We start from the raw sequence: 7,913 nt of genomic DNA, 5'->3' as shown, positions 1-7,913 counted from the left end.
CATAATGTGGAATGCAGCAGTGTTAAGTCTGCAGAAATTTTAGTGCGCTCAATGCAAGACCCCGGCTCGAGCCGAGTGCACGAAGAGTTACTGTCTATTTTACATGGCGACACGCAGTTTAGTTTAGCGATACCAACAACAACACCCGATATGGAATTTGGCACGTTATTTCATCATTTTAAGCACCAGCATGATGCTACGTTACTGGGGGTGGCGCACAATTTAAGCGCACAAAATATGGATTTAAACCCGCCACTTAATTATAAAGTCAGTGCTGGCGATATTTTGCATTATATTGCCGTTGAGCGAGTGTTAAGTGACGAAGTTGACTGGGCGTCATTGGCAAAACAATGAATGAGATAATTTATTTAATCATTATTTTAAGTGCCTATATTTTACCTGTGGTGAGTATTTTAAATAGTAAGCGCACTCAAGGACACGAAAAAAACGCTTGGCTGATTGCGGTGATAGTTTTTTCGTGGCTAGGGTTGTTTATCTACTTTATTGTTGTGCCCAAGCAAGGGCACAAAAAAACGCCCGCTACGAGACGTAAACAATGAATAATGTGGCGTTATAGCTGAGTATATTACTCTAATTGCTTAAGTTTGAGCTCGACTAGGGGGTCATCGGGCACCAGTTGCTGCGCGACTTCAAGTAGTTGAATGGCATCATTAGGGTGTGCATCTTGATGCTTCAGCGCGACATCTATTAACGGCTGAATATCAATTTTGGCTTGATGCTCTTGCACATGCTGCTCTTTCTCATCGGTTAAAATTTTATGTGCAGTACTCAATAATGCTAAACGGTGGGCTGAGTTTACATTAGCCTTGTTTAAACTTTGGTAATACTCTTCTTTTAAACGCAGCGTTTTGGTTTGCAGGCGAAACTGCGCAATATCAATTTGCTGGTGGCGAATAAAATCAACGGCAACCTGTTTATAAAATCCAAATTTATTTAAGTAACTGGCGTGCGTACCGTGGCCCATGCCAAATACACGCAAATGGGTGAGTTGTGGGTAACGTTTAGCATGCAAGCGGTCTATTTTATTGGTCGGGTCGTAAATTATATAGCCGCGCGCGTCGCCTAAATCGAGATCGGCATAGTCACTTTGCCAATCAAATTGTTGTGCAAACTGGGTGCTTGAGCGGTCATCCCAAGGCACCAGCTGTTGGTTTTTGGTACTCACCGGATGAAATAATAGCACTTGATCGAGCTGGAGTAATTTAGCAAACGCGCCCACAGCAAAGCCGCCGCGGCTAAGGCCATAGCCTAACTTGGTGTGAAATGGAGAGAGCAAGGTGGCTAGCTGTTCAATAAAAAAGATTAAATTGCGATTCCGAAACCAATTACTTTTCCCTAAATGCTGAAAGGCAATAATATTAACCTGTTGTTTTTGCGCCAAATGATAACCCCAAGGGGCAAAGTCAGCGTGCAGATCGTGCTGTTGTATATTTGTACCGGCCGGTGAAAAGGTAAAAAGTAGCGGTTTAGTCAGGTCTACAAAGTTATACTTAACAAATACATCGCCAATTAAATCTCCCCCAGACACAGGCAACTTGGCTTGTTGCTCACCGCGCGAAAGGCTTACCCACTCATCTAACCAATACAGTAATTTCATTTATCCTCCACAGAAACAAGCGGCGAATTATAGCAAATTTTGCACACCTTGAAAAATCGCTGCCAGCCACGGTAATGAATTACTTATCATTAACACTAAGTTGACTATCGCTATAAGCAAACTACCCTTAATAGAGTATTATTCAAAAAAGGAAATTTTGTTAGTGGCAAAATTGAAAACGCCGATAAGCGAGCCGCAGCGGCTGGCAGCCCTTAAGTCTGTTAAATTACTCGATACGCCGCCTGAACCCGCGTTTGACATACTAACCAGTTTGGCTAAACAAATATGGGATACCCCTATAGCCTTAATTACATTACTTGATGAGACCAGGCAGTGGTTTAAATCTAACTTTGGTTTGCCGGTGAATGAAACATCTCGAGCAATTGCTTTTTGTAACCACACTATTCAATCGGATGATATTTTTATTGTACATGATGCGCTCAACCACCATGCTTTTGAAAATAATCCCTTGGTAACCGGGGAGCCTAATATTCGCTTTTATGCTGGTGTCCCTTTAATTGATAAAAATGGCTATGCGCTGGGTGCCTTGTGCGTCATAGATCATCAGCCCAGAGCCGAAATAGACCCAATACAAGTCACCAACTTAATCGCTATTGCCGCGTTAGTGATCGATCAAATCAATGCACGATTAACGCACGGCGTGCTTGACCCTATTACAGAGCTGCCTAACCGACTCAAGTTGCAACAGGATATAAAAATTCACTTAACAAGTAAGCCATCACAGCGAGTTAACCTTATCGTTGCGGATGCCGTGAGGTATGAGCAATACGCCGCACTGATCCAGTCATTAGGGCACACTAATGGCGATAAATTTTTACGCTCAGCCAGTGAAAAATTTAGCGAAATACAAAGCAAAAATGTATCTTTGTATAACTTAGCCGTGTTTCGTTTTGCATGGCTGGTTATCGATCATAGTGAGCTTGAACTAAACACCTTATTGCAAAACATTAATGGTTATTTATCGCAGTCTTTTGAGTGTGCTCCGCTGGCTATCTTAGCTGATGGGGCCATGGGAGTAGCACGCTACCCTGAAGATGCGACCAATGGTGAAGAATTACTTAGGGCGGGAATATGTGCCTTACTGGATGCTAAAAAAGCTAAAACACGTATCGCCAAATACAATAGTGCATCTGATCAAAAGCAGTGCCGTAGTTTTCAAATATTATCAGATTTACCCCTAGCATTACAAAGTGATGAGCAATTTCATTTAGTTTTCCAGCCAAAAATAGACTTGCAGGGTCAGCGTTGCGTGGGCGTAGAGGCCCTGCTTCGTTGGCAGCACCCGCAATTGGGGATTATTCCTCCTGATGAATTTATCGTACTCGCCGAAAGCACTACGCTGATGAGCCAGATCACCGACTGGGTTATTAACCAGGTATTTAAATTAATGGCTAGTTGGCATTATGCGTTAACAGTGGCGATTAATATTTCGATTATAGATCTGGAAAACCCTCACTTTATTGATAAGTTAAAAGGCTATCTAAACCATTACCAAATTGACCCAAGTAAAGTGGAACTAGAAATAACCGAAACAACGTTTATGAAAAACCCGCAACAAGCGATTGAAACCATAGACGCAATAAAAGCGCTGGGGGTTGCTGTGTCTATCGATGATTTTGGCACCGGGCAAAGTAACTTTTCTTATTTGAAACACATTCATTGCGGTAACTTGAAAATAGACAAAGTATTTTTCAAAAATATACCGCAGGATAACAAAGATGTGTTGCTCGTGTCGGCGATTATTAATATTGCCCAGTGTATGGGGTTTGGCATCGTTGTTGAGGGCATTGAAACCCAAGCAGCACTAGATTGGGCTGCTCAAAGTGGTTGCCATTTCGCGCAAGGGTACTACATTGCAAAGCCTCTCACTGTTGAGCAACTGATCTGCTGGTTAGATGCAAAAAAAGATGCTAGCTAGTGTTTTAATCTGCAGCCATAGCCATGATCTGCTGCCAGTCATTGGCTGTGACTGGCATTACCGATAAACGACCGGCTTTTTTTAGCACGAGCTCGGTAATAGCAGGGTTCGCTTTTATACTTTTTAAGCTCACCAGTTTGTTTAAACGGCTTTGATAAGTCACGTCAACAACATACCAGCGCGGGTTATCATGAGTGGCTTTGGCGTCGTAGTAGTCACTGCTTAAATCAAACTGGGTTAGATCTGGATAGGCTGCTTTTGTCACTGTGGCTATGCCGACCACGCCGACATGTTTGCAGCTTGAATGGTAAATCATTACCTGGTCGCCTAGCTTTATCTCATCGCGGATAAAGTTGCGCGCTTGGTAATTACGCACGCCCTCCCATACCGTGGTTTGTTGTGGCGCTTGCTGCAGGTCATCAAGCGAAAATGCATCGGGTTCGGTTTTAAATAGCCAATATGCCATTGCTGGGCTCCTAGAATGATTTACATCCTACTATTGTATAGTATCATCTGCGCATTAGAGCATTGAGGAAACAATAATGGGCCAAGTATTAGATAATTTATTGTCATTGTTAAAACTTGAAGAAATTGAGCAAGGCCTATACCGAGGGCAAAGCCAAGATTTAGGCTTTGGCGCGGTATTTGGTGGGCAGGTTATGGGGCAAGCACTTTCGGCTGCGAAAGAAACGCTACCACAAGGGCGTATTGTTCATTCTCTGCATTCTTACTTTTTACGCCCTGGCGATCCAGCCAAGCCCATTGTTTACGATGTGGAAGCAATTCGCGATGGTAAAAGCTTTAGCACACGCCGCGTAAGTGCAATTCAGTACGGCAAGCCTATTTTTTATATGACCGCCTCCTTTCAAGCTATAGAGCAGGGGTTATCGCATCAAAGCACTATGCCCGATGTGCCACAGCCAGAAGAGCTGCGTTCAGCGCTGGATTTTTACCAAGACAATGCCGAGCATATTCCCGAGGCTATTCGCAGTAAATTTACCAGCGAAATGCCTATTGATATACGCCCGGTGACATTCCACAATCCCTTTAAACCTAAAACTATGGAACCTATTAAACATGTGTGGTTTAAAGCGAATGGCAGTATGCCCGATGATCAGCGCATTCATAACTATTTATTAGCGTACGCGTCTGACTTTGAGTTTTTACCCACGGCACTACAACCCCATGGTGTGTCGTTTATGCAACCCAACATGCAAGTTGCAACCATAGATCATGCCATGTGGTTTCACCGCCCATTTAGAATGGATGACTGGATGTTATACAGCATAGATAGCCCAACGGCGAGTTCGGGAAGAGGCTTAGTAAGGGGGCAATTTTTTGACCGTCAAGGCAATTTAGTGGCCTCAACAATACAAGAAGGGGTTATGCGTCAGCGTTAACCCCTTGCGGTGTGAAAGGGCGCGTTATTTACACTGCCCTTGTACTATATCGCTAATTGACTGCCAGACCCGTGCTGGCAGTAATGCTTTAAGATGTAGATAGGTTTCACACAATTGCGGGCTCCCTATTAAACCTTGCTCACCTTCCGTGATTAATGCTTGGTCGCGTAGGCTATCAATTAAGCCAACCAGTACCTTTTTATCAAAAAACTCTGGTGTTTTTATGCCATGTAAGGTGCCTAAACGCTGCGCTAATACTTGGCTTTCGCGCTCCAGCTCTGCTTTTTCAATACCATTACTGGTTTGAATAAAACCGATAACAATGGCATAGCGTTGCAAGGTAAAGTTAAGCGCACGGCCTAACATTTCTAATTTAGCTAAACTGTCATTTGTATTGGTAGTACGTAGGGAGTCGCCGTCAATCTCAATTAAATTTTGCTCGCTAAAGCTGGCTAAAATACGCGTTAGGTAGTGTTCATCAAGCTCGCATAAATACCATTCTTTGGCAAATAGTGGGTAAAACGCCTTTATTAACTGCTGACATTGAGCAAGAGTGGTGGTTTTTTGCCTAAATAAATGCAGCGCAATCAGGCTGGGTATCGCAAATACGTGCAAAATATTATTACGATAATAGTTAAACAGGGTTTTTTCTTTATCGTTAATTGCAATAATTTCGCCAAATTCATCACTGATCACATCAAACTTATTGAGTTTTAACGCGTGCGTTAAAAGTTGTTCAGGGGTTTCATCTGGCATAGTGACTTTAGCGCTATAGCTAGCATCACGTTGTAAGGTTAGGTAAAAATTTAACTGCGCTAACAGCTTAGGCTTACTTAGTGCATGCCTGTCGTTCACCAGTAAAATCATCGCTAGCAAGTTAACCGCGTTAAGTGCTGCAGCATTATTTATTTTAACCATTACCTGATCGGCAAGACTGGCTACCTGCGGGCTTAGCCATTGTGGCTTTTGCACATCGGTAGGGTGTATATCGTCACGCCAATTAGGTTGATGGTCGTTCAAGTATTGGTTGATCGAAATAGGGTCGCCAAAATTTAAATAGCCACGGCCATAGTTTTTTAGGTTTTTAATCGCTTTAAAAATTCCCAAAATAGACTCGCCTTTTTTGTCATTACCGGCAAGCTCTTTAAGGTAAGTGTTTATTTCCATTACGTGTTCATAGCCAATATACACCGGCACAATTGATACGGGGCGGTCAATGCCGCGCAGCATGGCCTGTAATGTCATTGCCAGCATGCCGGTTTTTGGCGGCAGCAGGCGCCCAGTACGGCTGCGACCACCCTCAGTGTAAAACTTCACCGAGTAGCCTTTAATAAAGAGCTGACTTAAATATTCTTTAAATACCGCAGAGTAAAGCTTATTACCGCTAAATGAGCGGCGAATAAAAAACGCCCCAGAGCGACGGAAAATCCCCCCGGCAGGAAAAAAGTTTAGATTTATACCCGCTGCAATATGCGGCGGTACTAATCCTTGGTGGTAAATCGCGTAAGTAAGTAACAGATAATCCATGTGGCTGCGATGGCACGGCATATAAATAATTTCATGGCCTTTATTGGTGAGCTCATGAACTTGCTCGGTGTATTTAATATCGATGCCGTTATACAGCTTGTTCCATAACCAGGTTAAAATTCTATCGCCAACGCGGATCATTGCCTCAGAATAATTAGCGGCGATTTCATTAAGTAATTTAACCGCATTTTGCCGCGCTTCGGCCTGCGTTATATTTTTGCTTTTTGCTTCGTCTTGAATGGCTTTTTTTATTGTTGGCGACGCCAGTAACGAATTAAATAATTGCTCACGCGATGGCATTTTAGGGCCCGTTGCGGCGAGTTGTTGGCGTTTAAAGTGCACCAGTGCAACACGTAATAGCTTTTGTGGTAACTCGTTTACATCGGCTTTTTCGTTCACTATTAATGACAGGTCGAGCGGCTGACTGAAGCGGATAAAATTATCTCGGCCGGAAAACAACACCACAAACAGTTTTCGAAACCAGCTAGGGGTAAGCGAGTGAGTAATTAGGGTACTTATACCGGGCTTTTCTTTACCGGGTGCACGCCCCCATAAAATAGTGACCGGTATTACTTGTACATTTTGTTGCCCAGTAGCTAACAAGTGTTCAATAATTTGCTTGCCTTGCGCCAGTGCGTTGGTGGGTTTTGCTTGGTCACCAAATAAGGGTGGCGGATTTTTAATGCCAATAAAGCGCTCTAATTCTTGCTCACCTAAAAGCTGTTGCTCGGTAGGGCTCGGTAGCCCATGGCGCTTACATACACGTGCCAGTGCCGCTAAATCAAAGCGTGAGTTTAACCGTGCAATATAAAAGGTCGGTTGTTCAGGGTTTAATTGATACTGCTCAACCGGTTTTTCTGGAAGCACCTTAGTTCTTACAAATAAACGGCTAATTGCGGCGGATAAAACATTTAAGCAATAATTTAAAATACGCATCGACTCACCATTAGAGAGTAACTCTCTCTATTATCAGGGTATATAAAAGCAAAATTAGCGCATATGATAACATAAGATATAAAAAAGCCTTTAATTTGCATCACCGCTTTACGGCCGGGCTATCAGTATCTAAGTACGCTATAAACTTTATTGTAGCTTGTGTCATGCAGCTTGTAGCTTATTTAAGCAAGTCAGAAGGTTATAATTATTTCCTAATTAGTTGTTGCATTTATCACCAATATATTTATAATACGCAGGCTTTCAAAAATCCCTCGGGAACTTGAAAGGATAAATTAAGCTAGGATTTCTAGCTAATAAACAGGAGTTCCGATTTGGAACTCAACGTAGATATAATCAAACAACCGACATCTTAAGATTTAAGATTGTTTCGGTCGTTTTTTTATGCTCTTTAAATGCTCTTTATATTGAGGTTTAAGAATGTCAAATCAACGCATTCGTATTCGCCTAAAAGCTTTTGACCACCGTTTGATTG

The 7,913-nt window shown here is 42.7% G+C and carries 6 protein-coding genes and 1 pseudogene; 4 read left to right on the top strand and 3 right to left on the bottom strand.

The annotated features are described in order from the left end of the window. Both ABYB02_RS12010 and ABYB02_RS12005 read left to right on the top strand, forming a co-directional pair. A pseudogene (locus tag ABYB02_RS12010) lies at positions 1-354 on the top strand (two pore domain potassium channel family protein); the annotation flags it as partial. Continuing rightward, on the top strand, positions 351-560 hold the full coding sequence (locus ABYB02_RS12005) for a PLDc N-terminal domain-containing protein (RefSeq protein ID WP_372762684.1): 210 nt from the start codon (positions 351-353) through the stop codon (positions 558-560). The pseudogene ABYB02_RS12010 and the gene ABYB02_RS12005, both read left to right, overlap by 4 nt. A gap of 26 nt (positions 561-586) precedes the next feature. On the opposite strand, the gene ABYB02_RS12000 is transcribed toward ABYB02_RS12005, so the two are convergent. Continuing rightward, positions 587-1,618: a cytosolic protein gene (locus tag ABYB02_RS12000; RefSeq protein ID WP_372762683.1), complete on the bottom strand. Its 1,032-nt coding sequence runs from the start codon at positions 1,616-1,618 to the stop codon at positions 587-589. Between the two features lie 163 nt (positions 1,619-1,781). Between ABYB02_RS12000 and ABYB02_RS11995 the strand changes: the two genes are divergently transcribed. Next, complete coding sequence (locus ABYB02_RS11995) at positions 1,782-3,557, top strand: EAL domain-containing protein (RefSeq protein WP_372762682.1); 1,776 nt, start codon at positions 1,782-1,784, stop codon at positions 3,555-3,557. A 4-nt stretch (positions 3,558-3,561) separates the two neighbouring features. On the opposite strand, the gene ABYB02_RS11990 is transcribed toward ABYB02_RS11995, so the two are convergent. Continuing rightward, positions 3,562-4,023, bottom strand: coding sequence for an EVE domain-containing protein (locus ABYB02_RS11990; protein WP_372762681.1), 462 nt, complete (start codon positions 4,021-4,023; stop codon positions 3,562-3,564). Positions 4,024-4,099: 76 nt separating this feature from the next. On the opposite strand from ABYB02_RS11990, the gene tesB reads away from it, so the two are divergent. Continuing rightward, positions 4,100-4,957 carry an acyl-CoA thioesterase II gene (gene tesB / locus ABYB02_RS11985; protein ID WP_372762680.1) on the top strand — a complete coding sequence of 286 codons (858 nt, stop codon included), beginning with the start codon at positions 4,100-4,102 and terminating at the stop codon, positions 4,955-4,957. 24 nt (positions 4,958-4,981) lie between these two features. Here tesB and plsB read toward each other — a convergent pair whose 3' ends face one another. Then, positions 4,982-7,420, bottom strand: coding sequence for a glycerol-3-phosphate 1-O-acyltransferase PlsB (gene plsB, locus ABYB02_RS11980; protein WP_372762679.1), 2,439 nt, complete (start codon positions 7,418-7,420; stop codon positions 4,982-4,984). Between the last annotated feature and the right edge of the window lie 493 nt (positions 7,421-7,913).

This window comes from Pseudoalteromonas sp., from assembly GCF_041613455.1.
In the GTDB taxonomy this organism is placed as follows: Bacteria; Pseudomonadota; Gammaproteobacteria; order Enterobacterales; family Alteromonadaceae; genus Pseudoalteromonas.
This window is presented reverse-complemented; position numbering and strand designations above follow the sequence as displayed.